A 24,859-nucleotide genomic window follows, 5' to 3' on the forward strand; every position below is an offset into this window, starting at 1 on the left:
ATATTTATATATAAGGGAGTAATAATATGGCATTAGTTATAAAAAAAGATGAAAAGATAAAATCACTAGTTGATACATTGGGTAGAGATTGTAATGCAGATGAATTTGTATTAAAGTTCAAAATTGATTATCCAAAAGATTGGAAAAAAATTAATGATAGTTATATAAATCATGAAAATGACAATCAAAATAAAAAAAATCCTACGCATCCAATGCCTAACCCAGAACAATATGTTAAAAACATGTTAAATGTTTGGTTGAATAAATAAAGTTTATTCTCGTTCCCATCATTTTCGATGGGAATATATACTAAAACTATTTTCTCTTAAAAAATAAAAAGTTTTTTACTTCTTCTTACTTTGTATGGACAAAGTAAGCAAAATCGCCAACGGCTTCGAAGCCCTTTTGGTTCCTTCGCTTATTATTTTATCTTTTCTGTTTTCTAAAACTCATAATCAATAATCTCTTTCTCTCTTCAACTCATTCCTCCCAAATTTTACAAAAAATCACACTAAATAAACCACTAGTTTATTTAAAATAAAGTATTCACAAGTATAATTAGACCATCAGTTTATAAAAGGATAATTATGCCAAGAATTATAAATAAAGAAGAAAAAATCGATTACATTTGTAATGAAGCTTATAAAGTATTTGTTGAAATTGGAATTGATTGTTTTTCTTTAAATAAATTTATTACAGATATTAATATGTCAAAAGGACAGTTTTATCATTATTTTTCTACAAAAGAACAATTAATATATCAAGTTATGTCAAAAAAAACATTTGAACTAATCAATAACACAATAGAAAAATATAAATATGAAGAAAATTATATTGATAAAATAAATTTGATTTTTGAAATATATCTAAATGAAGAAGAATCTTACAAGGATTTAAGAAAATTATATATAAATACTTTACATATGTATATTACATCAAATGATGATGAAATAAAAAAGTTCAATACTAATTTATACAAAAGTATTTTTAAGAGTTTAGAGCAACTTTTTGATGATGAAATACAAAAAGGCAATTTTCATGCAGATTCAAAAAACTTAGCAAAATCTTTATGTGCAACAGCCGATGGAATGTTTTTATTATCAGTTATGATAGAAAATTATGATTTAAAAACAGAATTAATAAACTACTTTTTAGAAATAGAAAAGTTATCAAAAATAAAAGAAATTATATGAATGTAACAAAAGATAAAATATCATCAGTTTTTTTTCATTACTCAATTCCCTCAGTATTAGGTATGTTGGCGATTTCATCAGCAAATATTGTTGATGGATTTTTTATAGGTAATTATGTGGGAGATTTTGGACTGGCTGCTATTAATATAAGTTTTCCTATATTTTCTTTGCTATTTGGTTTTGCTTTGATGTTGGCAGTTGGTAGTAGCGTTACAACTGGAAAACTCCTAGGAGAGGGAAATATTAAAAATGCTTCTATGATTTTTACTAAAACTATGATTTGTATTACTTCTTTTAGTTTTATATTATGCACAATTTTATTTTTTAATATAGAAAGAATTTTGCATCTTTTTGGAGCAGATGAAAATTTGACGATAATTGCAATTGAATATTTATCAATTATTCTAATTTTTATTCCTTTTTTGATGATTGGAGTTGTATTAGATTATTTTGTTAGAATTGATAATCGACCAAACCTTGCTTTTGTAGCTTTAGTTTCAAGTGCTTTTATTAATATTTTATTAGATTGGGTTTTGATAGTATATTTGCAAAAAGGTATTTTTGGAGCAGCATTAGCAACTGGAATATCTCAACTTGCATTATTGATTATACTTTTACCGCATTTTTTTTCAAAAAAAGCAACTCTTAGATTTGTAAAACCAATAGGAAATTATATGCAAATTCTAAAAGCATCTTACAATGGAGCTTCTGAATTTGTAAATGAAATCTCAATAGGAATTACAACTTTGATTTTTAATTATGTGATGATAAAGAATTTTCATATTGAAGGTGTTGCTGCATTTACTGTAATCAATTATCTTTTATTAATTGGAATAATGATAAGTTTTGGAATAAGTGACTCTCTACAACCAATAATAAGTAAAAATTTTGGAGCAAAAGAAAATAAAAGAATTGAAGAATTTCTAAAATTTGCTTTTATAACAACAAGTTTTGTGGGTATCGTAATGATAATGTTAATTATATTTATCCCAAATACCTTAGCAAATATTTTTTTAGAAGATTCAAATTATCAAACAAAACAAATAGTTTTAAGTTTTGCAACATTTATCTGGGCGGCTTTTCTTTTTAATGGAATTAATCTTGTGATTTCAGCTTATTTTACAGCTATTCATAAGCCTTTACATTCAATGATTATTGCAATATCGCGAAGTTTTCTTTTTCCTATATTTTTTATATTTACATTACCATTTTTATTTAATACAAATGGAATATTTTTAGCAATACCAATGGCTGAATTTATTACTTTTATAATAGCAATGATTTTATTAAAAAAATTTAGTCCTAAAAAGATAATTTATAAAGAGGGATAAGTAAGTGGGCTTTTTCTTTCCCATCATTTCTGGTGGGAAAGAATATTTATATTAAAATTATTTAGAATCTTTTTTTGATTTTTTATCTGCTCTTTTTTCTTTTAATGATTTAGCAGGTTCTTTTTTTGTAGCTTTTTGAACATCTTTACCTTTTGCCATGCAAACTCCTTTTTTTAAGTTATACAGGCTAGTATACCTTAATAAATACAATAAGATATTAATTTTTTACAAAACTTCAACTTTTACAATAAAGAATCAATTTTTATTTTATACTCTAAATCTTTTCCAGCTAAAGGATGATTAAAATCAACTATTACTTCTTTTTCACCAATCTCTTTTACAATAAATTGTATAGGTTGATCATTTTCATCTTGACCTTGGATTTGCATTCCAATTGTTAGATTTTCTATTCCTTCAAATTGTTCTTTTGGTAAAGTTTGAATTCCTGCTGAATCATATTTACCATAAGCTTCAGCAGCAGGAACTAATATGTCTGCAGCTTCACCTACTTTCATATTTATTATTCTTTTTTCAAGACCAGCTATTACTTGTCCTGTTCCAAATGAAAATTCAAAAGGTTTATTACTTCTACTTCCATCTACTAAAACACCATCTACTCTTACTTCAAACATTATTTTAACGGTTTGATTAATTTCTATTGGCATATAATTCCTTAATTTTATTTCTTAGGCTACTTTAACCAATTTGAAACAATACTACTTTTTTCAAAAAGTTTACTTTTGATTCTTGTTATATTTGCAATACAAACTAACTGTTTTGCTGCTATTTGTAAATCATCATTAATTATCAAATAATCATAATCTTGGAAATATTCAACTTCACCCTTAGCATTTTTTATTCTTTTTTCAATAATTTCAATACTATCTGTATTTCTACTATTTAATCTAGTTTCTAAAACTTCTAAAGATGGTGTTGTGATAAAAACAGAAGTAGTTATAGAATTAAGCTTTTTTCTTACTATTTCGTGACCTTGAACATCAATATCAAAGATAACTAGTTTACTCTCATTTAAAGCTTTGTTAATAGGTTTTATTGAAGTTCCATAATAGTTATCATGAACTTTTGCATACTCTAAAAAGTCTCCATTATTTATATCTTTTTCAAATTCTTCTTTTGTAACAAAAAAATAATCTATACCATTAACCTCTCCTATTCTAGGAGCTCTTGTAGTAGTTGAAATAGAAAAATAATAATCTTCAATATCTTTATAAACCTCTTTTAATAGTGTAGATTTACCACAACCACTAGGACCAGAGATTATTAAAATAGCACCTTTTTTCTCTTTTATCAAAGTTTATTCCTTCAAACTCAATCTAATATCAACACTTTCACCACTTGAAAGTCTATCAATTACTGTTTGGTCAAACTTTTCTAACAATGGTCGTAATTCATTAATATGAAAATCACTTAATACTAGACTATAGTGTTTTATTGGAGCTTTAGTTAAATCAAATTCATACTCTTTAACTTCATCTAAAGCATCATCAATAATAGCTGCAATATCTTTCCAATCTGTTTTTTCTAAATTAATTTCATTTTGAATAACATCTTCTCTCAAAATATTATTGATTTTACTTAATTCTCTATGATCTAAAATTCCACCAATATTTAAAGAATTTGAACTTATCAGACTTTCATCATCCTCTTCTTCATAAAAATCATCATCTGAATAATTTGTATTTGTAGTATCTAATGATTCAATATACTTTTTAGTAATTGGAACAAATACTTCTTCATCTTCTTCATATTTGTTTAAATTTAACTCTTTTTCTTTTGCTTTTTCTTCTTTAATATATTCAATTTGTTCTATTAAAATTTCTTCAAGTTTTGTAGGTAAAAAAGGTCTTTGTATGATAAAATCTCTTGATTTATCAAATGACAACTCTTCTGAACTAATTGCACCAAGTTTTTTTGAGAATTGTTTTATTGTATTAAATTTATCATCTATAAAACTTTGATCAATAATAATTAAATCAAATTTTTCATTTACACTATTCGTTTTTTGAATAGTTAATTTTATATGCAATCTTTTACAAACTAAAGTAAAAATATGTTCAATTATTGCAGCATCACATATTAATAGTATAGTCACTTTATCTCCTGCAAAGTTAAATCTTCTAATTTATAAACTTTATCACATCTATTAGCTAATTCATGCTCATGTGTCACAAGTATTAAACCCGCATCATTATTCTTAATATATTTAAATAATGTATTCATTACAATATTAGCAGTATCTTTATCGAGATTTCCAGTTGGTTCATCTGCAAAAATAATTTTTGGTTTTTTAGTCATAACTCTTGCTATTGAGAGTCTTTGTTGCTGACCACCACTTAATTCACCAACACCTTGATTTATTACATAATCAATATTTAACTCTTTTAATAAGTTTTTATCAATTTCTTCACCACTTAAAAGCGTAGCAATTTCAAGATTCTCAATTGCAGAAAATCCACGAAATAAATAATGAGCTTGAAAAATAATTCCAAAATCATCTCTTCTAATTTTTAATAATTGATTTTGTTTTAGTGAATAAATATCTTTACTTTTAAAAATAACAGTACCAACAGATGGTTTTAAAAGAGAAGATAAAATATTTAGAAGTGTAGATTTTCCACTTCCACTTGTACCTATAATTGCAATTGATTCTTTTTTATGAAGAGATAAATTAATATCGTTAAAAAGCTCATAATCAAATTTATGAGATAAATTTTTAGCTTGTAGTAAAAAGTCATCTGCAATGAGTGCCTCCATTTTATTAGCTTCACTCATTACATCTTCCTTTTTTATTTATACATAGTTGTTAAACTACGATTATTTTCCCATTTGTTTTGCAACTTCAGCTGCGAAATCTTCTTCTTTTTTCTCAATACCTTCACCAAGTTCAAATCTAATGTACTCAGTAATTTTAATAGATGCATCAACATCAGCAATTGCTTGCTCTACAGTTTTTTTGTCATCCATTACATAAGCTTGAGATAAAAGTGCAAATCTACCATCTAATTGAGTATTATCTGTAATATATCTTTCGATTTTTCCAGGAATAATATTTGCCCAAATTTTTTCAGGTTTACCTTGTTCTTTTAATTCAGCTTCAAAAGCTGCTTTTGCAGTTGCAATAGCAGCTTCTGTTAATTGAGATTTAGAAACAAAATCAGGAATATTTTTTAATGTTTTCCCTAATCTTTTTAACTCATCATTATCAGCTGTAATTTCTGCAACAATTGCTCTGTTTTCAGATTCTACAAATGTAGGATCTAAATCTGTGTAAGAAATAACAGTTGGTTTCATAGCAGATGCGTGCATTGCTAATGATTTTAATAATGTAGCAGCTTTATCTTTAGCAGCTTCATCACAAGAAGCAGCTAATAAAACTCCAACTCTACCATTTGTATGAACATATGCATTTACAACAGTTCCTGTAACAGTAACTACTTTTCTAGCAACTAGATTTTCACCAATTGTAGCAATTTTACCGTTTAAGAAATCTGAAAAACTTGTTCCATTAATAGTTGATGTAGCTAAAGCATCAGCATCAGCAATATTATTAGATTGAACATGAGAAATAATTTCTTGTGTTAAATCTAAAAAGTTTTGATTTTTAGCAACAAAATCTGTTTGTGCATTTAATTCAAGCATTGTCGCAACAGTGTTATTTGCGTTAACTTTAACAGCAATAACACCCTCAGCAGCAATATTTCCAGCTTTTTTAGCAGCTTTCCCTAGTCCAGCTTCTCTTAAAGCTTGAACCGCTTTTTCTAAATCACCATCAGTTTCATTAAGTGCATTTTTGCAATCAAGCATACCTGCACCTGTCATTTCTCTTAATTCTTTAATTAATTGTGGAGTTGCACCAGCCATAATTATGCTTCCTCTGTTTCAAAAGCGATTTCTTCACCTTCAGCTACTGCTTCAGCAATTAAAGCTTCTGCTTCTTCTTGTGATACAGGCTCAAGATCTCCACCAATATCATCAGCTAATACAGCTTTTCCTTCATTCATAGCTGCAGCCATTTCGTTGCAGAATAAGTGAATTGATCTAATTGCATCATCATTTCCAGGAATTGGTAAATCTACAACATCAGGGTCACAATTTGTATCTAATGGAGCAACAACTGTAATTCCTAATCTTCTAGCTTCTGCAATAGCAATTTTTTCTTTAACAGCATCAAGAACAAACATCATATCTGGAAGTTTGTGCATTTCTTTGATACCACCAAGGTATAATTCTAATTTTTCTTCTTTTCTAGAAAGCATTAAAGCTTCTTTTTTAGTTAAAAGATCTAATTGACCTTCTTCTCTCATTTTTTTAATAATTTCTAATTTTCTAATTGATTTTTTAATTGTTCCAAAGTTAGTTAACATTCCACCTAACCATCTATGATTAACATATGGCATTCCACAAGAAATTGCAGCTTTTTTAATAGCTTCACTAGCTTGTTTTTTAGTACCAACAAAAATCATTGTTTGACCTTCAGCAGCTCTATCTTTAACAACATTATATGTATATCTGAAATATCTTAATGTTTTTTGTAAATCTATAATATAGATATTTTTTCTAACACCGAAAATGAATTTTTTCATTTTTGGATTCCATCTTCTTGTTTGGTGTCCGAAGTGTACACCACATTCTAATAGGTCTTTCATTGTAACCATAGTAATTCTCCTTGAATTAATTGTATTTTTGTAATTGGGTTTAGCCTCTGTGTCCCTTAATGCTAAGATTTCTCTTTTCACAACCCATACAAGGATTGACACATGTGAGGTTCTAATTTAAAATTAGAGTTGCGATTATATATAAAGTATGATTAATTCTTCTTTAATCAAAGAAGAAAACTATTCTGCTTTTATATGTTTTAAAATTTCTTCTTTATCAGAAAAAGGGAATTTTTTATCATAAATGATTTGAGTAGCTTCATCACCTTTTCCAAGAACTAAAACTACAGAATTTTCATTTGCCATTTCCATAGCTTTTTTAATGGCTTCTTTTCTATTGATTTCAACTAAAACACTTGGATGATTTTTAATTCCTGATAAAATATCTTCAATTATTAAATCTGGATCTTCATTTCTTGGATTATCGCTAGTTACAATTATATGTTTTGCAAAATTTGCAGCAATTTGTCCCATTAATGGTCTTTTTAATTTATCTCTATCTCCACCTGCACCAAATACGCAAATGATTTCTTTTTCATTAAAACTTTGTAAAACTTCTTTCATTCCATCAGGTGTATGCGCAAAATCTACAATTGCCAAAGGATTAGAACAAACTGTTTCCATTCTTCCACTAACTCCTGCAAATCCCTCTAAAGCTTCACAAATTTCATCTAAAGGTTTTTGTGTAGTTATATGAACAGCTGCAACTGCTGCCATAAGATTATAAACATTAAAAATTCCCATCATAGTTGATGAAAACGAGTGCATTTCTCCAAAATGAGAAAACATTACATGTGTTCCATTTTTAAAAGAATATGCTGTAACTTTATAAGTTGATGGTTCATCCAAAGAATAAGCAAAACCATTTTTAGAATTGTATTTTACAATTTTGTCATCTTTATTTATAAGTTTTTTACAATCATCATCAAAAAATGAGTTTTTAACTCTAATATATTCTTCAATAGTTTTATGATAATCCAAATGATCTCTTGTTATATTTGTATGAATTTTAAGAGCAAACTCTAAACCTTCAATTCTTTTTTGCTCAATTGCATGAGAACTTACTTCCATAACAAAAAAAGTACACCCATTTTGCATAGCTTTTTGAATATGCGCAAAATTTCCAAGCTGAACAGGGGTTGTTAAAGAGTAATCTTCAACTCTTTCATCATTAATAAAAAATCCTCTTGTTCCTTGAAGTGCAACTTTATATCCTAAATCTAATAAAATAGAATAAATGGCAGCAGCAGTTGTTGTTTTGCCATTTGTTCCTGTTATTCCAATAACTTTAATACTTGACATATCTAAATGATTTTTCAACTCATTTGCAGTTATTATTTCTTTACAACCATTTAAAATTGCACTATCTTTAAACTTTTCATTTTGTTTTGAAACTACAAAAACAGAATTTTCATCTGCTTCATTTGAATTATCTGTATAAACTCTATTATTTATGATTAACTGCAATTTTTTTCTCTTCTAATTTTTTATATAATTTTTCAATCTCTTTATCATAAGAGAAATATTCATTAAATCCATCTAAATATGTATAAGCTGTACTATTAAAATCATTATCAATCAATTTTGTAACAAAATCAAAAAAATCATCTTTATTTTCAATGGCAACTTTTGTAGAAAACATAATATCTTCAAAAGCAATTCTAAATGACCCTCTTGATCCTATTAAATTTTTAAAATCCTCATATCTAATCGCATCAAGTGATTCAATAGTCGAAGTACTCAACTCTTTTAAAACTTCCATCATTTTATCAATATCACCATCATAAGCATTTATCATATCTTCAACATATCTTATTGCTTCTTCTAGATTTTCATCTTTTACGATATTAAAATAGTCATAAAGTGAAATTGCTTTTTCTTCATCTTCACTTGCAATATCGCAAAACAACGCATAAATGGGATATTCCTTATTTTGTGGAAAATTTGATGATAGTTGTGAATATAAAAATAAAGCTTTATTAAATTCTTTTTGAGTAAAAAAACTATTTGCTTCATTTAATAATCTATCTTCATTTATCATTAAAATTCCTCTAATTTATTTTCCATACCTTGTGGTACATTAACTATTTGTAACTCTGGATGAATTGCTGCTTTTAACTCTTTTTCTACAATATATTTTAATGTACTTCCACTAGCACTACATCCAACACATGCACCTTTTAATTGAATAAAAACTTTTGCATTTTTAATATCCAAAAGTTCAATTGCTCCACCATCTCGAGCAAGCATCGGTGCAATCTTATTTTTTATAATTGAACTTACAGGCTCTTGTAAATCTTCATCAGAAAATGGCATCATATTATTTTACCTCTTTTGCTTTTCTTTTTACATAATATATTCCAACTGCTATAAAGACTAAAATTACAGCTATTGTTTGGAATATAAAAGTAAGTGTTACTTCTTCTTGAAACATTTTTTTCCTATTTTAAAACTTCTTCACATCTATTACAAAGTGTTTCTTCTTTAACAGCTGTAAACTTCCAACATCTTGGACATTTATGCTTATTTGCTTTATAAACTTCAAACTCTTTCCCATCAATTTGGAAACTTCCAAGTATATCAGAGTTTTGTTTATCTTTTGTTACGCTACTTACTAAAAACCAATCACTTGATTCTACTTCGTCTAAACCTAAAATATCTTCACAATTTGTATAAATCATTAATTCTAATGTTGATTTTATTACTTTTTCTTTACTTAGAGCATCTTTTATTTCAGAGAATTTTTCTTTTGCTGCAAATAAAGTAGCTTCATTAATAGTTACTTCAACATTTGGTAATTCAACTTTTTTATAATCAAAAATATCTTCACAATCAGCTTTTATAAAATCAGGTGCAAATACCAATAATTCGTCCATTGTATAAGTTAATATTGGCGCCATTGTAGAAATTAATTTTTTAACAATTAAAGCCATTGCACTTTGAGATGCAAGTCTATGAATATCATTTTTATCATCACAATATAATCTATCTTTACAAACATCAAGATAAATTCCAGATAAATCCACAACTAAGAAGTTATTTAATTTGTTTAAACCTTTTGAAAATTCATATACATTAAATGCAGCTTCGATTTCATCAAATACTTTTTTAGCTTTATTTAAAACCCATTTATCTAAAGGTCCCATTTTATCAACTGCTACAATTTCTTCTAAATCAGAAACATTTGCAAGTAAAAATCTTGCAGTATTTCTAATTTTTCTATAAAGTTCTGCATTTTGTTTTAAGATATTATCAGAGATTTTTAAATCAGATTGATAATCACTCATAGCAACCCAAAGTCTTAAAATTTCACTTCCGTACTCTTTTAAAACTTTATCAGGAGCAACAACATTTCCTTTAGATTTTGACATTTTTTCACCTTTTTCATCAACAGTGAATCCATGTGTTAAAATCGATTTATAAGGAGCAATTTCGCTTGATGCTAAAGTTGTTAAAAGTGAAGATTGGAACCAACCTCTATGTTGGTCACTTCCTTCAAGATACATATCAGCAGGGAAAGTTCCAGCATCATAGTTTCTAGATCTTAAAACTGCATTTTGAGTTGAACCTGAGTCAAACCAAACATCTAAAATATCAGTTGTTTTTTCTAAATCATCAGCATTTAATCCACTTCCTGGATATAGTAATTCTGAAATTTCTAAATCATACCAAGCATCACAACCTTTTTGTTCAAAAATCATAGCTGTGTAATTTAATACTTTTTCATCAAAAACAATTTCATCAGTTTTTTTATTTCTAAAAAATGCAATTGGAACACCCCAATCTCTTTGTCTTGAAATACACCAGTCAGGTCTTCCATCAAGCATTGCTTTTAATCTATTTCTTCCCCATTCAGGATAAAAAGTTAAATTTTCAACAACATTTAAAGCATTTTCTCTTAGCGTTTTATTTTGTTTTCCATATTTATCATCAACAGAAATAAACCATTGTTTAGTAGCTCTAAAAATAATTGGTGTATGTGTTCTCCAACAATGTGGATAAGAATGTCTAATATCTACTCTTTTTATTAAAGCTGTACCTAATTCTTCAAGAATTAATTCATTTGCTTTAAATACATTTAATCCTAAATATTTTTCAGTATCTCTAAATAATTTTTCTCTAACAATAGTTTCATCATATTTTCCAAATGCATCAACAGGCATAAGAACATCTAAACCATAAACTAAACCAATTTTGTAGTCATCTTCTCCATGTCCGGGTGCTGTATGAACAGCTCCTGTTCCTGAATCCATCATAACATGTTCACCTAAAACAATTTTAGAGAATCTATCATTTAATGGATTGATTGCATTTGTATTTTCTAAATCTTTTGGATTAATAACTTCAACTATATCTCCACTTATCACACCATTTTCAATTAATGTGTTATACAATTTTTTTGCAACAATAAATTTATCACTTGTAAGAACATACTCTTCTTCACCATTAAGTGAGATTCCTGTATTTGCAGGTAAAGTCCAAGGAGTTGTAGTCCAAATAATAATACTTGCGTTCAATTTTTCATGTTTAAATGCAACATAAATTGATGGTGAAGTTTTATCTTCATATTCAACTTCAGCTTCAGCAAGTGCTGTTTGTGCAGCCCAAGACCAATAAACTGGTTTGCTTCTCTGAATTAATAAACCTTGTTTAGCAATTGCACATAATTCTCTATAAATATTAGCTTCAAATTTAAAATCCATTGTTAAATAAGGATTTTCCCAATCAGCAATAACACCTAATTGTTTAAATTCACTTCTTTGAATATCAACAAATTTAGTTGCATGATCTCGACAAAGTTGTCTAAGTTTTGATTTTGGAAGTAATTTTTTCTTTTCAGAACCAATCTTTTCTTCAACTTTTTGCTCAATTGGCAATCCATGACAATCCCATCCTGGAACATATCTAATTGATTTTCCCTCAAAATAATGAAATTTGTTAATAATATCTTTTAAAATTTTATTTAATGCATGTCCAATATGAATATTTCCATTTGCATAAGGAGGTCCATCATGAAGTGTAAAAGATTCACAACCTACCCTATTTTTTTTCATCTTGTCATAAACTTTTTTCTCATCCCATTCTTTATATTTAATAGGTTCATTGTTAGGAAGATTTCCTCTCATTGGGAAATCAGTTTTTGGAAGCAGTAAACTCTCTTTATAATCCATTATCACACCTTTGACATTCAAAATATTTGTAGTTTTAATTAAAGTATTGATTATATCTAATTTAGTTTAAAATAAATTTATGACTTTTAGTTAAATATATAAGTAAAAAGATTAAGAAATAAGCTTATGTTACAAAAATCTATACTTAAGATATATAATTAAAAGAAATATCTATTCTTTTATCTAAAATATAAATTTTATATGATAGAATTTCCAGATATTTCACAAAAACACAGGAAAAATAAATGAACGAAAAACACTATGAAGTAGTAATCGTAGGTGGAGGAATCTCGGGAGCTGCTCTATTTTATGAGTTAGCTAAATATTCAACTGCAACAAAAATCTGTTTGTTAGAAAAGTATGAAGATCTTGCAACTTTAAACTCTAAAGGTACAAGTAACTCTCAAACTATTCATGTTGGTGATATTGAAACTAACTACACTTTATCAAAAGCAAAAGTTACAAAAAGAACTGCGAAAATGATTGAGAAGTTCTGTTTACAATATAATTTACAAGAAAAAATTATGTTTAAACACCAAAAAATGGCTTTAGGTGTTGGTGAGAAAGAAGTTGAATTCATTACAAAAAGATACAATGAATTTAAAGAAGTTTTTCCTTATTTAGAATTATGGGATAAAGAAACATTAAGAGTGCTAGAGCCTAAGTTAGTTTATGCTGATAAAGCACAAACAATAGATAGACCTGAACCAATTATTGCAATGGGTGCAAAAGATCAATATACAACTGTTGATTTTGGAGCTATGACAAAAGAATTAGCAAAAGCTGGTCAAGCTGCAGATACTTCAAAAACAACTGACATTTTCTTTAATTCAGAAGTTGAAGAAATTGAAAAAGTTGGAAATAAATATAAATTAACAACTGTTAATGGAACTGTTTATACAGCTGATTTTGTTGTTGTAAATGCAGGTGCGCACTCATTATACTTAGCTCATAAAATGGGTTATGGTAAACACATGGGTTCTTTATCAATGGCAGGATCATTTTATATTACAAATGGTGAATTCTTAAATGGTAAAGTTTATATGGTACAAAATGATAAATTACCATTTGCAGCACTTCATGGTGATCCAGATATCTTAGAAAATGGTAAAACAAGATTTGGTCCAACTGCTCTTGCTTTATTAGTTCTTGAAAGATATAAAGGTGGTAAATCAATATTCCAATGTTTAAAAACTATGAATATTGATGGAAGTATCTTAAAAATCTTCTGGGATTTATTAAAAGATTCAGAAATAAGAAATTATGTATTTAAAAACTTCTTATTTGAAGTTCCAGGAATAAACAAAGGTTTATTCGTAAAAGATGCTAGAAAAATTGTTCCATCTTTAACTGTAGATGATTTAGAGTATGCAAAAGGATTTGGTGGTGTTAGACCTCAAGTTCTTAATAAAACTGAAAAAAAATTAATGCTTGGTGAAGCTTCTTTAAGTGAAGGAAAAGGAATTATCTTTAATATGACTCCAAGTCCAGGAGCAACTTCTTGCTTAGGAAATGCAGAAAGAGATATTAAAGTAGTTTGTGACTATTTAAAATTAGAGTTTAATGAAGCTCAATTCTTAGCTGATTTTACTGACCCAGAAATCGCGTAAAACTTACTTTATATGTATAATAAGAGTTGATTCTTATTATACATATTTTCTCTCTTATTTTTTTTTAATCTTAAACATATAAAATACTATCCTGTAAATTGATTTAAAAGGATGTATTCAATGTTTAACTATATTTTTAATGAAGACGATATGATAAAGCTTCAAACTCTTCTAAGAGCAAATAATCAAACAATAACAACAGCAGAATCTTGTACGGGTGGTTTAGTTGCAAGTATGATAACTAAAATATCAGGTTCATCAGATATTTTTAATGGAAGCATAGTAACCTACTCTAATAAAATAAAAAATCAAGAATTACATGTTAAAAATGAAACTTTAGAAAAATATGGTGCGGTTAGTATTGAAGTTGTAAATGAAATGCTAAATGGTGTAATAAATAAATTTGATGCAAATTTTGCAATAGCAATTTCTGGAATTGCAGGACCAAATGGTGGGACAAAAAACAAGCCTGTAGGTAGTGTCGTAATAGGAATTAGGGATAAGAATAACCATAAAATAGTAAATATCTATAATTTCAAAGGATTAAGAGAAGATATTCAAATACAAGCTGCAAAAGTTGCATTGAAAGAAATTTATAAATTTGTTAAAGATTCTCTTGACAAATAAAAATATTTGCACTATAATTCCAGTCCAATTTAAGTAGAACAACTTAAATTATCAATGTGACCCGTTAGCTCAGCCGGTAGAGCATCTCACTTTTAATGAGGGGGCCGATGGTTCGAATCCATCACGGGTCACCATTTTATTTTTATTCTGTTGCAATCTTGGCCCCTTCATCTAACGGTTAGGATCTTGGATTTTCATTCCAATCACAGGGGTTCGAATCCCCTAGGGGTCACCAAGCCATTTGCAACAAAACGGTCGATTAGCTCAGTTGGTAGAGCGCTACCCTTACAAGGTAGATGTCATAAGTTCGAGTCTTATATCGACCACCACTTTTTTAAAAGTCTCAAAATGCAGTAGCATTAGATTTTTAAAGATTTTTTGTGACTTCTATTTACTTCTCGTAAATAGTATTTTTAAAGTGCGGTTGTAGTTTAGTTGGTTAGAATGCCTGCCTGTCACGCAGGAGGTCGAGGGTTCAAGTCCCTTCAACCGCGCCACTTTTTATTTTCTTATGTGACCCGTTAGCTCAGCCGGTAGAGCATCTCACTTTTAATGAGGGGGCCGATGGTTCGAATCCATCACGGGTCACCATTTTATTTTTATTCTGTTGCAATCTTGGCCCCTTCATCTAACGGTTAGGATCTTGGATTTTCATTCCAATCACAGGGGTTCGAATCCCCTAGGGGTCACCAAGCCATTTGCAACAAAACGGTCGATTAGCTCAGTTGGTAGAGCGCTACCCTTACAAGGTAGATGTCATAAGTTCGAGTCTTATATCGACCACCACTTTTTTAAAAGTCTCAAAATGCAGTAGCATTAGATTTTTAAAGATTTTTTGTGACTTCTATTTACTTCTCGTAAATAGTATTTTTAAAGTGCGGTTGTAGTTTAGTTGGTTAGAATGCCTGCCTGTCACGCAGGAGGTCGAGGGTTCAAGTCCCTTCAACCGCGCCACTTTTATTAATCTATCAAAGATTATTCTCACAAAAATCCAGATACAATATTACCTTAGATAAAAAGGGTTTTAATGTTAAGAGCAAAAAGTTTATATCACCTTATAGTTTACAGTATTTTATTTATCATTGTTTTAGTTTCAACTTTTACTTTTATTATAATAAGTAATGCTCATGAGGAACTTCAAGAAAAAAACCATACTTTAAAAACTGATTACACAAATAATCAAAAAGAATTAATTAAAAATCATGTTAACTATATTATAAATTTTATTGATTATTATAATGAAATAAATAAAAATAAGAAATCTGAAGCTGTTATACAAAAAGAAGTTCTTGAAATAATTGAAAAACTAAGAGTTAATGAAAACCCCAATGAATATATTTTTATTTATGATTTTAACGGTAATTTAGTTCAAGATGCAATAGCAAAAAAAGATAATATTGGACATAACTACTTAAATACACAAGATGTAAAAGGTAAAGAAGTTATAAAAGAACTAATAAATACCTCAAAAAGAAATTTAGGAGGATATGTTGAATATATTTGGTATAAGCCAGAAATATCAAAACAAACTACAAAAATTTCTTATGCACTTTCTTATAATAAATGGAATTGGACTATTGGAAAAGGTGTTTATTTAGATGAAATTGATAAGTTAATTAAAGAAAAAGAAGAAGATTATAATCAAAAAATCTCAAATTATACGCTACAAATAACTTCACTTACCATTATGTTGGTATTATATTCTATATTTATTTACAAAAATGCAACTATTTTAATTGTAAATGATGTAAAAGAAATAGGTAAATATTTTAAAGAATCTCAAAAAAATAACGACCCAATTAATCAAAACAGAATTATTTTCGGGGAATTTAAAGTAATTGCGAACTATGCAACTGATGCTATGAATAATATTAAACTTAAAACAAATATGCTTGAAGATCTAAATAAAAATCTAGAAGATAAAGTTAATGAAAAAACAAAAGAGCTCACAAATCTTATAGCATCTCAGAAAAAATTTATTAAAAATTCAGTTCATGAAATAAATACTCCACTATCAATAATACAAACAAATATTGATTTACTTAAAATGAAAATACCTAATAATAAATATATTACAAATATTGAATCTGGTTCAAAAATAATTCAATATATTTATGATGATTTATCATATCTTGTAAAAAAAGACAGAGTTACATATGAAAAAGAGTATTTAGATTTTTCAAAGATTTTAATTTCAAGAATAGAGTTTTTTGATGAAATTGCAATTTCAAACTCTTTAAATTTTGTAAGTAACATTGAAGACGATATATATATTAAATTTAATATTACAGAACTTCAACGAGTAATAGATAATAATTTATCAAATGCAATTAAATACTCTTTTGCAAAATCTCCTATTTTTGTAAAGTTAGACTATTTAAATGATGAAGAAATTGAATTTAGTGTTTCATCTAATTCAAAAAAAATAGAATCTAAAGATAAGATATTTGATGATTTTTATAGGGAGAATAATGCAAGAGGTGGTTTTGGTCTAGGCTTGAAAATAGTGAAAGATATTTGTGATAAAAATTTAGTTATAATCAATCTTGATTCAAATGCAAAAGAGACAAAATTTACTTATAGGTTTAAAATAAATGAAGATACTACTACTTGAAGATGAGTTAATGCTTAATAATGCCATTAGTGAATATTTAAAAAATATAGGTCATATGGTTGAGAGTTTTAGCGATGGACAAGAAGTTTTAGACAATATAAACAATAACTATGATTTATTGATACTTGATATAAATGTTCCTACAAAAGATGGTTTTGAGATTTTAAGTGAGTTAAATAATAAAAAAATTTATATTCCAACTATATTTATTTCTGCATTAATTGATATAGAAGATATTAGTAAAGCATATAGTCTTGGATGTAGAGAATATATCAAAAAACCTTTTCATTTAGGTGAATTAGGTATAAAAATAAATCAGATTTTAAAAAAAGAACAAAATAATACTACTCATATTAAATTCTCTGAAAATTACTCTTATTCAAAAGATAAACAAACTTTATATTTTAATGGTGAACCACAAAATCTAACTAAAAAACAATTAGAAATTATTCATATTCTTGCATTAAATATAAATATGATAGTAGATTTTGAAAGATTTAGAATTGATATTTGGGATGGAGAGGATATTGATAATCCTACTATTAGAGCAGAAATATCAAGATTAAAAAAAGCATTAAAAGAAGATTTTATCAAAAACATCAGAGGTCTTGGATATAAAATAGACAGGTATTACTCTGCTTAAACTTCCTAAAAATTACCCATATTAAAGAAACCTTCAAAAAAAGCTAAATGCTACCCTTTTGCTACATACCTCTACTATAATTCAATCTTAAATTGTCTTTCGATTGCATTTTAAATTTATAAGGAGAGTAAAATGAGCCCAGAAAAAGCACAAGCATACTGGAAAGAAAATATTTCTATGATTATTAAACTTCTAATAGTTTGGTTTGTATTTTCTTTTGGTTGTGGAATTTTATTCATCAATGAACTTAATGCAATAGAAATTAGTGGAGTTAAATTAGGTTATTGGTTTGCTCAACAAGGTTCAATATATGTATTTGTTATCTTAATTTTTGTTTATGTAAAAGTAATGACAGGAATAGATGAAAAATATGGTGTAAATGAATAAGGATTATTAATATGGCCTTACAAACATTAATTTATCTATTTGTAGGTATCTCATTTGCGATATATATTGGTATTGCTCTTTGGGCAAAAGCTGATTCAACAAAAGAATTTTATGTTGCAGGTGGTGGAGTTCATCCTATTTCAAATGGAATGGCAACTGCTGCTGATTGGATGTCTGCTGCTTCATTTATTTCTTTAGCTGGTATTATTTCTTTTCAAGGTTCTGATGGTGGTGCTTATTTAATGGGTTGGACTGGTGGCTATGTTCTTCTTGCAATGTTATTAGCTCCATATTTAAGAAAATTTGGAAAATTTACTGTTCCTGATTTTGTAGGTGACAGATATTATTCAGATGTTGCAAGATTAGTAGCAATTATTGCAGTAATTTTTATCTCTTTTACTTATGTTGCTGGACAAATGAGAGGTGTTGGAATTGTATTTTCTAGATTTTTACAAGTTGATATAAATACAGGTGTTATTATTGGTATGGCGATTGTATTTTTTTATTCAGTTCTTGGTGGAATGAAAGGGATTACATATACTCAAGTTGCACAATATGTAGTTATGATTTTTGCATATATGGTACCTGCAATTTTTCTATCATTACAAGTTACTGATACTTTTTTACCCCAATTAGGTATTTTTTCACAAACAACTTTTGCATTTAATACAGGTGTTCAAGTAATACCTGAGGGGACTTATTTATTACATGCACTTGATCAATCATTATTAGATTTAGGATTCAAAGCATATACAGAACCTGGTAATTTATGGAATATGTTTATGTTAACTACTGCTTTAATGTTAGGAACAGCTGGTTTACCACATGTAATAGTAAGATTCTTTACAGTACCAACGGTTAGAGATGCTAGAATTTCTGCTGGTTGGGCATTAGTATTTATTGCAATTATGTATACAACTATCTCTTCTGTTGCATCATTTTCAAGAATAAATTTGATAAAAAATGTTCAAAATGTTGAATATCAGTCATTTGTTGATGGAGAATCAAAAAATATTGATGGAACTGAAAATAATGGAAAATGGTTTCAAACTTGGGAAAATGCCAATTTATTAGCATGGAATGATAGAAATGGTGATGGTAAAATCCAATATGCATCAGGTGTTGCATTTGATGCAAAAGGTGGAAAACCAACTTTTGATGAAATAAATAGAGCAAAAGATGGACATAAATTAACTACTAACCCTAAAGGTACTCCTGATGACTATGAACTTAGAAAAGGGAATGGAATAGTTAATGAATTATATGTTGATGTCGATATTATGGTTCTTGCAAATCCAGAAATAGCAAACTTACCAAATTGGGTTATTGCATTTATAGCAGCAGGTGGATTGGCAGCTGCATTATCAACAGCCGCTGGTTTATTATTGGTAATTGCTTCATCAATTTCACACGATTTGATGGGACAAATTATTTTTAAAGATAAAGTAACAAAAAGATCAACTTTAAATGAAAAAACAGAATTAATGTGGGCTAGAATTTCAGCTATCGTTGCTGTATTAGTTGCTGGATATTTAGGAATAAATCCCCCTGGTTTTGTTGCACAAGTTGTTGCTTTTGCCTTTGGTTTAGCAGCTGCTGCATTTTTTCCTACAATTATTCTTGGAATATTTGATAAAAGAATGAATAAAGAAGGCGCGATTACTGGAATAATTGTTGGTTTAACTTTTACCTTTACTTATATAGTTTATTTTGTATTCTTAGGTGGTGATCCAAAAGATTATTTACTAGGGATTAATCCAACAGGAATTGGTGCACTTGGCGCTTTATTGCATTTTATCGTAGCATTAATTGTATCAAGAATGACTCCGGCACCACCTTTTCATATTCAAGAACTTGTTGAAAGAATAAGAATTCCATCAGGTGTAGGCGAAGCTTTAGAACATTAAAAAACTTACTAAAAAGTATACCTTTGGGTGTACTTTTTTTACTTTTATAAATATTAGGTAAATTCATGAGTATCCAAGACCAAAAAACATTTCTTTCAAATATTCATCCCTTTCAAGTTTTGACAGCAGAACAAATGGAAATATGTATAAAACATATGGATATTGCATATTATCCAAAAGATTCAATATTAATAAATCCTGAAAAAATTCCAAACTACTTTTTTATAGTTATAAAAGGTTCTGTTTATGAATATTCAGTAGAAAATGTTGTTCTTATGGATTACCATCATCAAGATTCCTTTGATTCTAACTCTTTAATATATGGAAAATGTAATAATATTTTTAAAGTATATGAAGATTTAATCTGTTACGAGTTAGAAAAAAATACTTTTTTGAAATTAATAGAACTAAATCAACAATTTAAAGATTATTTTTTAAAAGATTTAGTAAATAAAATTCAAACTTTAAAAAATAAAGAATATACATCTGAACTTTCATCTTTTATGATTGCCAAAGTTGAAGATACACTTATTCATGAAGCTTGTATTATAGATGAAAATACAAAATTAATAGATGCTATTCAAAAATCAATGGAATATAAAACATCAAGTATTATTATCAAAAAAACAACTGGTGAATATGGAATTATTACAGATTCATTACTTAAAACAAAAGTATTATTAGAAGGCAGAGATTTGACAATTTCTGTAAAAGATATTGCAATTTTTCCTCTTTTAACTGTTAATAATGATGATTATTTATTTGAAGCATTAACAGTATTAATTAAAAAAAATATAAAAAGAGTTGGTGTTACAAATAACAAAGGTGAAATGATTGGTATTTTAGAACAAATTGATGTTCTTTCACACTTTGCAAACCACACTTATGTTGTTGATTCAAAAATTAAAAAAGCAAACAATTTAGAAGATTTAAAATCTGCTAGTAAAGATTTGATAAATATTATAAGTAGTCTTCATGCAAAAGGTGTAAAAGTAAATCATATCTCAAATTTGATTGGTCAATTAAATACAAAAGTTTATCAAAAACTTTATGAATTAATTTTACCAGAAGAACTAAGAGATAACGCTTGTTTTATGGTTATGGGAAGTGAAGGAAGAAATGAACAAATCATAAAAACCGATCAAGATAATGCACTTGTTATTAAAGATGGAATTGATGTTGAACAATATAGATTCTATATGAATGAAATCACGAAAAACTTAATTAATTTTGCTTATCCAGTCTGTGAGGGAAATATTATGGTTTCAAATCCATTTTGGTGTAAAACTGTAAATGAATATAAAAATGAAACTGCAAGATGGATTGAAGCTCCTGGGATTCAAAATTATATGGATTTAGCAATCTTTTTTGATTCTTTTGCAGTAGCAGGGAATAAAGAATTATTAATTAATTTAAAAGACGATTTATTTAATAAACTACATGATAAAGATGTATTTATGGCATATTTTGCAAAGGCAACAATAGCATTTGATACACCAAATACAGTTACAAATATTATGACAAAATCACATATCATTGACATAAAAAAGACAGCTGTTTTTCCAATAGTTCAAGGAATTAGAAGTTTAGCATTAAGAGAAAAGATTAGAGAAACCACAACCATTAAAAGAATAAAAATTCTTGAAGATAGAAGAGTTTTAGAGAAAGAAAAAGCAGCTGAATTATTAGAAGCTTTTGATTTTGTAAATACACTAAGATTAAAATCGCAACTTCATGATATTCAACATGGAAAAAAAATCACTAATGAAATTGATACGCACACTTTAGGAAAAATAGAAAGAGATTTATTAAAAGATTCTTTTAAAATTATAAATGAATTTAAAAGGTTTATCTCTTATACTTTTAGAATAGATAGAATTTCATGATATTTAATAATTTGTTTAAAAATTGGAATAGAAAAAAACTAAAAGATATTAGATTTGATTTTTTATTTGAAAACCCTGTTTTTGATGAATATGTATGTTTAGATTGTGAAACTAGCGGGTTAAATCCAAAAAAAGATGAAATTCTTTCAATTGGAGCAGTTCATATAAAAAAAAATAAAATTTTAATGAGGAAAACATTTAATATTTTCTTAAAACCATCGAAAAATATCAATCCTGAATCAATAAAAATTCATCATATTAGACCAATTGATTTAAAAAATGGACAAAATCCTAAAGAAGCTATATATCAATTATTAGAATTTATTGGTTCAAGACCAATTGTTGGATATTACATAAAATTTGATGCAGCAATAATTTCAAGATATACAAAAGAATTTATTGGAATAAAACTTCCAAATGAAACAATTGAAGTATCTTCGATGTATTACAAAACCAGAAAAAAATCAAGTGATTATCAATTTATTGATTTACGATTTGATACTATTTTAAAAAATCTTGATATTCCAGCATTAGGTAAACATGATGCCTTAAATGATGCAATAATGACATCTATGATATTTCTAAAACTAAAAAACTTAACAGCTGCAAAAACTACATTTTATACAAATTAAAAAAATAAAAGTCATATTTTTGACATTAAATTAATAAATTATTTGAAACAAAGCCCTAAATAGCTCATTTTTTCATCTTTTATTAAAATAATTGAGAAATATTTTCAAATGCTATGTTATTGCAACTTTAATAGTTTAATATTCTCTAGTACATTTAGTTACAATCTAAATTTTAGGGAGAGAATATGGAATCAGAATTAGTAAAAAAAATTAAATCTAATCCAAAATACAATGAATTAGTTACAAAAAGAAATTCGTTTTCTTTAAAACTTTCATTATTTGTTTTAGTTATGTTTTATGGTTATATCTTAGTTATCGCTTTTGATAAAGAACTTTTAGCTACAAAAATCGGTGACGGTGTTATGACTTATGCATTTCCAGTAGGAGCTGCAATCATTATTATAAGTTTTATTACAACATTAATTTATGTTAATAGAGCAAATAATGAATTTGAAGACTTAACAAATGATATAAAAAAACAAGCACTAGGAGATAAATAATGTTAAAAATATTCGCACTATTATCTGTATTAGCAATAGCAGTTTTTGCTGCTGGTGATTCATTAGGGGATATGGGAAAATCAAATTTAAATATTCCTGCTATTATCATGTTCTTCATCTTTATTGCTGGAACTTTGGGTATTACAAAATGGGCTGCAAGTAAAACAAAATCTGCTTCAGATTTCTATACAGCAGGTGGAGGAATCACTGGATTCCAAAATGGTATGGCAATTGCTGGAGATTATATGTCAGCTGCTTCATTCCTTGGTATTTCTGGAATGATTTATTTAAGTGGATATGATGGTTTAATTTATGCTGTTGGATTCCTTGTTGGTTGGCCAGTTATTTTATTCTTAATGGCTGAAAAATTAAGAAACTTAGGTAAATTTACATTTACGGATATTGCTGCATATAGACTAGATCAAACTAAAATCAGAATTTTAGCTGCTTTTGGTTCTTTATCTGTTGTAACTTTATATCTAATTGCTCAAATGGTTGGAGCTGGAAAATTAATTCAAATCTTATTTGGTATGGATTATGAGTATGCAGTTATCCTTGTTGGTGTTATGATGATTATTTATGTTACTTTTGGTGGTATGCTTGCAACTACTTGGGTACAAATTATCAAAGCTGTATTATTACTTTCAGGTGTTACTTTCATGGGGTTCATGGTAATGGCACATTATGGTTTCTCTTTTGGAGAACTTGCTACTCAAGCTGTCGCTGTACATCCTAAAGGTCAAGCTATTATGGCTCCAGGTGGATTTATTTCTGATCCTGTTTCTGCTATTTCTTTAGGTTTAGCATTAATGTTAGGAACTGCTGGTTTACCACATATCTTAATGAGATTCTTTACTGCTGGAAATGCAAAAGAAGCTAGAAAATCTGTTGTTTATGCAACTGGATTTATTGGTTACTTCTACTTAATTATTGCTGTTATTGGTTTAGGAGCTATCGTATTCTTACAAGGACCTGATGCTGCACAATACTTCAAAGATGGTAAATTAATTGGTGGTGGAAATATGGCTGCTATTCACTTATCACATGTTGTTGGTGGAGATATATTCTTAGGATTTATTTCAGCTGTTGCATTTGCTACTATTTTAGCGGTTGTTTCTGGATTAACACTTGCAGGTGCATCTTCAATATCTCACGATATTTATGCAATTGTAATGAAAAAAGGTAAAGCTACTGAAGAAGCAGAAATTAAAGTTTCAAAAAGATCAGTTATTGTTATTGGTATTGTTGGAGTTATATTAGGTATTGCTTTTGAAAAACAAAATATCGCATTCATGGTTGGTCTTGCATTTGCTATTGCTGCATCTGCTAACTTCCCAATTTTATTCCTTTCAATTTACTGGAAAAAATTAACAACTAGAGGTGCATTTATTGGTGGATTCTTGGGTCTTATTACAGCAATTGTACTTGTAATTTTAAGTCCAACTGTATGGGTAGAAATATTAGGAAATGCAAAAGCAATTTTCCCTTATAAACACCCTGCATTGTTCTCTGTAACTGTTGCATTTATTGGAATTTGGTTCTTCTCAATTACTGATAAATCAGAAAGTGCTAAAAAAGAAATCGAATCATATGACGCTCAAAATGTTAGAGCTGAAACTGGTATCGGTGCTGATGGAGCTGTTGCTCACTAATCTTATAATATTACTAAAGAGAAGTTTCTC

23 protein-coding genes and 8 tRNA genes are annotated in these 24,859 nt (G+C 27.8%); 21 read left to right on the top strand and 10 right to left on the bottom strand.

The window, feature by feature from the left end:
- The first annotated feature begins 26 nt into the window (after window positions 1–26).
- The 3 genes from B0174_RS07305 (at window position 27) to B0174_RS07315 (ending at window position 2,524) form a co-directional block, all read left to right on the top strand.
- Window positions 27–269 carry a hypothetical protein gene (locus B0174_RS07305; protein WP_108559198.1) on the top strand — a complete coding sequence of 81 codons (243 nt, stop codon included), beginning with the start codon at window positions 27–29 and terminating at the stop codon, window positions 267–269.
- Window positions 270–587: 318 nt separating this feature from the next.
- Window positions 588–1,193: a TetR/AcrR family transcriptional regulator gene (locus B0174_RS07310; RefSeq protein WP_108559200.1), complete on the top strand. Its 606-nt coding sequence runs from the start codon at window positions 588–590 to the stop codon at window positions 1,191–1,193.
- The gene (locus tag B0174_RS07315) at window positions 1,190–2,524 is read left to right on the top strand and encodes an MATE family efflux transporter (protein WP_108559202.1); all 1,335 of its coding nucleotides are present in this window, start codon (window positions 1,190–1,192) and stop codon (window positions 2,522–2,524) included. Before B0174_RS07310 ends, B0174_RS07315 begins: the two co-directional genes overlap by 4 nt.
- Window positions 2,525–2,766: 242 nt before the next feature.
- Here the strand turns inward: B0174_RS07315 and B0174_RS07320 are convergent, their stop codons facing one another.
- The 10 genes from B0174_RS07320 to ileS all read right to left on the bottom strand — a co-directional run bounded on the left by B0174_RS07320 (window position 2,767) and on the right by ileS (window position 12,371).
- Window positions 2,767–3,189 carry an FKBP-type peptidyl-prolyl cis-trans isomerase gene (locus tag B0174_RS07320; RefSeq protein ID WP_108559204.1) on the bottom strand — a complete coding sequence of 141 codons (423 nt, stop codon included), beginning with the start codon at window positions 3,187–3,189 and terminating at the stop codon, window positions 2,767–2,769.
- Between the two features lie 26 nt (window positions 3,190–3,215).
- Window positions 3,216–3,833, bottom strand: a complete 618-nt coding sequence (gene gmk / locus B0174_RS07325; protein ID WP_108559289.1) for a guanylate kinase — start codon at window positions 3,831–3,833, stop codon at window positions 3,216–3,218.
- A gap of 6 nt (window positions 3,834–3,839) precedes the next feature.
- Window positions 3,840–4,637, bottom strand: coding sequence for a hypothetical protein (locus B0174_RS07330; RefSeq protein WP_108559206.1), 798 nt, complete (start codon window positions 4,635–4,637; stop codon window positions 3,840–3,842).
- Complete coding sequence (locus tag B0174_RS07335; RefSeq protein ID WP_205663506.1) at window positions 4,634–5,317, bottom strand: ABC transporter ATP-binding protein; 684 nt, start codon at window positions 5,315–5,317, stop codon at window positions 4,634–4,636. The genes B0174_RS07330 and B0174_RS07335 overlap by 4 nt, the downstream gene beginning before the upstream one ends.
- A gap of 42 nt (window positions 5,318–5,359) precedes the next feature.
- Window positions 5,360–6,406, bottom strand: a complete 1,047-nt coding sequence (gene tsf / locus B0174_RS07340) for a translation elongation factor Ts (protein ID WP_108559207.1) — start codon at window positions 6,404–6,406, stop codon at window positions 5,360–5,362.
- Window positions 6,407–6,408: 2 nt separating this feature from the next.
- Complete coding sequence (gene rpsB / locus B0174_RS07345) at window positions 6,409–7,200, bottom strand: 30S ribosomal protein S2 (protein ID WP_108559209.1); 792 nt, start codon at window positions 7,198–7,200, stop codon at window positions 6,409–6,411.
- A 180-nt stretch (window positions 7,201–7,380) separates the two neighbouring features.
- Window positions 7,381–8,667: a UDP-N-acetylmuramoyl-L-alanyl-D-glutamate--2,6-diaminopimelate ligase gene (locus B0174_RS07350; RefSeq protein WP_108559211.1), complete on the bottom strand. Its 1,287-nt coding sequence runs from the start codon at window positions 8,665–8,667 to the stop codon at window positions 7,381–7,383.
- The gene (locus B0174_RS07355; protein ID WP_108559213.1) at window positions 8,648–9,241 is read right to left on the bottom strand and encodes a hypothetical protein; all 594 of its coding nucleotides are present in this window, start codon (window positions 9,239–9,241) and stop codon (window positions 8,648–8,650) included. The genes B0174_RS07350 and B0174_RS07355 overlap by 20 nt, the downstream gene beginning before the upstream one ends.
- Complete coding sequence (locus tag B0174_RS07360; RefSeq protein ID WP_108559215.1) at window positions 9,241–9,519, bottom strand: NifU family protein; 279 nt, start codon at window positions 9,517–9,519, stop codon at window positions 9,241–9,243. The genes B0174_RS07355 and B0174_RS07360 overlap by 1 nt, the downstream gene beginning before the upstream one ends.
- A 122-nt stretch (window positions 9,520–9,641) precedes the next feature.
- On the bottom strand, window positions 9,642–12,371 hold the full coding sequence (gene ileS / locus B0174_RS07365; RefSeq protein WP_108559217.1) for an isoleucine--tRNA ligase: 2,730 nt from the start codon (window positions 12,369–12,371) through the stop codon (window positions 9,642–9,644).
- Between the two features lie 245 nt (window positions 12,372–12,616).
- On the opposite strand from ileS, the gene B0174_RS07370 reads away from it, so the two are divergent.
- The 18 genes from B0174_RS07370 to B0174_RS07455 all read left to right on the top strand — a co-directional run bounded on the left by B0174_RS07370 (window position 12,617) and on the right by B0174_RS07455 (window position 24,829).
- Window positions 12,617–13,981 (top strand): FAD-dependent oxidoreductase, encoded by a 1,365-nt coding sequence (locus B0174_RS07370; RefSeq protein ID WP_108559219.1) that lies wholly within the window; start codon window positions 12,617–12,619, stop codon window positions 13,979–13,981.
- A gap of 120 nt (window positions 13,982–14,101) precedes the next feature.
- Window positions 14,102–14,608 (top strand): CinA family protein, encoded by a 507-nt coding sequence (locus tag B0174_RS07375; protein ID WP_108559222.1) that lies wholly within the window; start codon window positions 14,102–14,104, stop codon window positions 14,606–14,608.
- 58 nt (window positions 14,609–14,666) lie between these two features.
- A tRNA-Lys gene (locus tag B0174_RS07380) sits at window positions 14,667–14,742 on the top strand.
- Window positions 14,743–14,768: 26 nt separating this feature from the next.
- A tRNA-Glu gene (locus tag B0174_RS07385) sits at window positions 14,769–14,843 on the top strand.
- 18 nt (window positions 14,844–14,861) lie between these two features.
- Window positions 14,862–14,937 (top strand) — tRNA-Val (locus tag B0174_RS07390).
- 91 nt (window positions 14,938–15,028) lie between these two features.
- Window positions 15,029–15,105 (top strand) — tRNA-Asp (locus tag B0174_RS07395).
- A gap of 18 nt (window positions 15,106–15,123) precedes the next feature.
- Window positions 15,124–15,199, top strand: a tRNA-Lys gene (locus tag B0174_RS07400).
- Window positions 15,200–15,225: 26 nt separating this feature from the next.
- A tRNA-Glu gene (locus tag B0174_RS07405) sits at window positions 15,226–15,300 on the top strand.
- An 18-nt stretch (window positions 15,301–15,318) separates the two neighbouring features.
- Window positions 15,319–15,394, top strand: a tRNA-Val gene (locus B0174_RS07410).
- A gap of 91 nt (window positions 15,395–15,485) precedes the next feature.
- Window positions 15,486–15,562: transfer RNA gene (locus tag B0174_RS07415), tRNA-Asp, on the top strand.
- A gap of 73 nt (window positions 15,563–15,635) precedes the next feature.
- Window positions 15,636–17,222, top strand: a complete 1,587-nt coding sequence (locus tag B0174_RS07420) for a sensor histidine kinase (RefSeq protein ID WP_108559224.1) — start codon at window positions 15,636–15,638, stop codon at window positions 17,220–17,222.
- Complete coding sequence (locus B0174_RS07425) at window positions 17,203–17,865, top strand: response regulator transcription factor (protein ID WP_108559226.1); 663 nt, start codon at window positions 17,203–17,205, stop codon at window positions 17,863–17,865. The genes B0174_RS07420 and B0174_RS07425 overlap by 20 nt, the downstream gene beginning before the upstream one ends.
- A 132-nt stretch (window positions 17,866–17,997) precedes the next feature.
- Window positions 17,998–18,252: a DUF4212 domain-containing protein gene (locus B0174_RS07430; RefSeq protein ID WP_108559229.1), complete on the top strand. Its 255-nt coding sequence runs from the start codon at window positions 17,998–18,000 to the stop codon at window positions 18,250–18,252.
- An 11-nt stretch (window positions 18,253–18,263) separates the two neighbouring features.
- Window positions 18,264–20,159, top strand: a complete 1,896-nt coding sequence (locus B0174_RS07435; protein WP_108559230.1) for a sodium:solute symporter family protein — start codon at window positions 18,264–18,266, stop codon at window positions 20,157–20,159.
- A gap of 65 nt (window positions 20,160–20,224) precedes the next feature.
- Window positions 20,225–22,045 (top strand): putative nucleotidyltransferase substrate binding domain-containing protein, encoded by a 1,821-nt coding sequence (locus B0174_RS07440; RefSeq protein WP_108559232.1) that lies wholly within the window; start codon window positions 20,225–20,227, stop codon window positions 22,043–22,045.
- Entirely contained in the window at window positions 22,042–22,677 is a 636-nt protein-coding gene (locus tag B0174_RS07445; protein ID WP_407641249.1) for a 3'-5' exonuclease, read from the top strand. Before B0174_RS07440 ends, B0174_RS07445 begins: the two co-directional genes overlap by 4 nt.
- A gap of 185 nt (window positions 22,678–22,862) precedes the next feature.
- Window positions 22,863–23,177: a DUF485 domain-containing protein gene (locus B0174_RS07450; RefSeq protein WP_108559234.1), complete on the top strand. Its 315-nt coding sequence runs from the start codon at window positions 22,863–22,865 to the stop codon at window positions 23,175–23,177.
- Window positions 23,177–24,829, top strand: coding sequence for a cation acetate symporter (locus B0174_RS07455; protein ID WP_108559236.1), 1,653 nt, complete (start codon window positions 23,177–23,179; stop codon window positions 24,827–24,829). Before B0174_RS07450 ends, B0174_RS07455 begins: the two co-directional genes overlap by 1 nt.
- The last annotated feature ends 30 nt before the right edge of the window (window positions 24,830–24,859 follow it).

Source organism: Arcobacter caeni (assembly GCF_003063245.1).
In the GTDB taxonomy this organism is placed as follows: domain Bacteria; phylum Campylobacterota; class Campylobacteria; order Campylobacterales; family Arcobacteraceae; genus Aliarcobacter; species Aliarcobacter caeni.

Coding starts and splice junctions, on each gene's coding strand:
- B0174_RS07440 (WP_108559232.1), top strand. CDS start 20,225: ATGAGTATCCAAGACCAAAAAACATTTCTTTCAAATATTCATCCCTTT.
- B0174_RS07335 (WP_205663506.1), bottom strand. CDS start 5,317: ATGAGTGAAGCTAATAAAATGGAGGCACTCATTGCAGATGACTTTTTA.
- B0174_RS07450 (WP_108559234.1), top strand. CDS start 22,863: ATGGAATCAGAATTAGTAAAAAAAATTAAATCTAATCCAAAATACAAT.
- B0174_RS07375 (WP_108559222.1), top strand. CDS start 14,102: ATGTTTAACTATATTTTTAATGAAGACGATATGATAAAGCTTCAAACT.
- B0174_RS07455 (WP_108559236.1), top strand. CDS start 23,177: ATGTTAAAAATATTCGCACTATTATCTGTATTAGCAATAGCAGTTTTT.
- B0174_RS07425 (WP_108559226.1), top strand. CDS start 17,203: ATGAAGATACTACTACTTGAAGATGAGTTAATGCTTAATAATGCCATT.
- B0174_RS07315 (WP_108559202.1), top strand. CDS start 1,190: ATGAATGTAACAAAAGATAAAATATCATCAGTTTTTTTTCATTACTCA.
- B0174_RS07310 (WP_108559200.1), top strand. CDS start 588: ATGCCAAGAATTATAAATAAAGAAGAAAAAATCGATTACATTTGTAAT.
- B0174_RS07435 (WP_108559230.1), top strand. CDS start 18,264: ATGGCCTTACAAACATTAATTTATCTATTTGTAGGTATCTCATTTGCG.
- B0174_RS07305 (WP_108559198.1), top strand. CDS start 27: ATGGCATTAGTTATAAAAAAAGATGAAAAGATAAAATCACTAGTTGAT.
- B0174_RS07420 (WP_108559224.1), top strand. CDS start 15,636: ATGTTAAGAGCAAAAAGTTTATATCACCTTATAGTTTACAGTATTTTA.
- rpsB (WP_108559209.1), bottom strand. CDS start 7,200: ATGGTTACAATGAAAGACCTATTAGAATGTGGTGTACACTTCGGACAC.
- ileS (WP_108559217.1), bottom strand. CDS start 12,371: ATGGATTATAAAGAGAGTTTACTGCTTCCAAAAACTGATTTCCCAATG.
- B0174_RS07370 (WP_108559219.1), top strand. CDS start 12,617: ATGAACGAAAAACACTATGAAGTAGTAATCGTAGGTGGAGGAATCTCG.
- B0174_RS07360 (WP_108559215.1), bottom strand. CDS start 9,519: ATGATGCCATTTTCTGATGAAGATTTACAAGAGCCTGTAAGTTCAATT.
- B0174_RS07320 (WP_108559204.1), bottom strand. CDS start 3,189: ATGCCAATAGAAATTAATCAAACCGTTAAAATAATGTTTGAAGTAAGA.
- B0174_RS07430 (WP_108559229.1), top strand. CDS start 17,998: ATGAGCCCAGAAAAAGCACAAGCATACTGGAAAGAAAATATTTCTATG.
- tsf (WP_108559207.1), bottom strand. CDS start 6,406: ATGGCTGGTGCAACTCCACAATTAATTAAAGAATTAAGAGAAATGACA.
- B0174_RS07355 (WP_108559213.1), bottom strand. CDS start 9,241: ATGATAAATGAAGATAGATTATTAAATGAAGCAAATAGTTTTTTTACT.
- B0174_RS07445 (WP_407641249.1), top strand. CDS start 22,042: ATGATATTTAATAATTTGTTTAAAAATTGGAATAGAAAAAAACTAAAA.